Annotated in this window: 1 pseudogene; it reads right to left on the bottom strand. The window is 60.3% G+C overall.

The annotated features are described in order from the left end of the window. Positions 1-440: pseudogene (locus tag AB8E48_RS08955) on the bottom strand (hypothetical protein); the annotation flags it as partial. Positions 441-677: the final 237 nt, after the last annotated feature.

Raw genomic sequence — 677 nt, 5'->3', positions numbered from 1 at the left:
TCCACCTCGTTCCAGTCGGGCTGCTGGTCCCAGTCAGCCCAGCCGTTCGACTCCGGGTGGGATGCCGTGGGCTGGTTGGGAGGCGCGGGCAGACTAGTCTCGGACTGGCTAACCTTGGGCTGAGCGGTGCCGGGCTGAGAAGAAGAATCGGGGTGGGACAGCTCAGAGGCCGCGAAATCAACGTCTGAGGACTCACTCTGCAGTGCCTCAGCATCTTCGGGCGTTACCTCGGTTGAGATAGCCAGCGGCACGGTGTCCTCGGCATCCGGCGCACCGTTTGTGCGGGCACGCGGGCTGCGGTAGAGGCTGTTCATCAGGGAGCGGGCGCTACGCTGCGCACCGCCCTGCTGGGGTGCGTTGTCTTGCACAGCACCGTTGTTCGGTACAGCACTCGGGTTCTGCAGGTGGTTCTGCTCGTGGTTGGGGGTCATGCTCGTCATACCCCTACCCTAGGCTCACGCGCGCGAACGCACGAGCGCAAACAAAGAGCCTGTGGATAACTCCCCTCTCGCAACGAGAAAGGAGCCATCCACAGGCTCATTTTTGAAAAATATGCGGTTTTTGTTCAAAAACGGCAGGTTTGGGTTTGTCATAAAACCGTCACAAACACCTCAGCCACACGCCTGGACACATGCCTAGACACACGCGCAGCCCGCTCCGTTTAAGACCAGAATCTA

This window comes from Rothia mucilaginosa (assembly GCF_964211445.1).
Taxonomy (GTDB): Bacteria; Actinomycetota; Actinomycetes; order Actinomycetales; family Micrococcaceae; genus Rothia; species Rothia mucilaginosa_E.
This window is presented reverse-complemented; position numbering and strand designations above follow the sequence as displayed.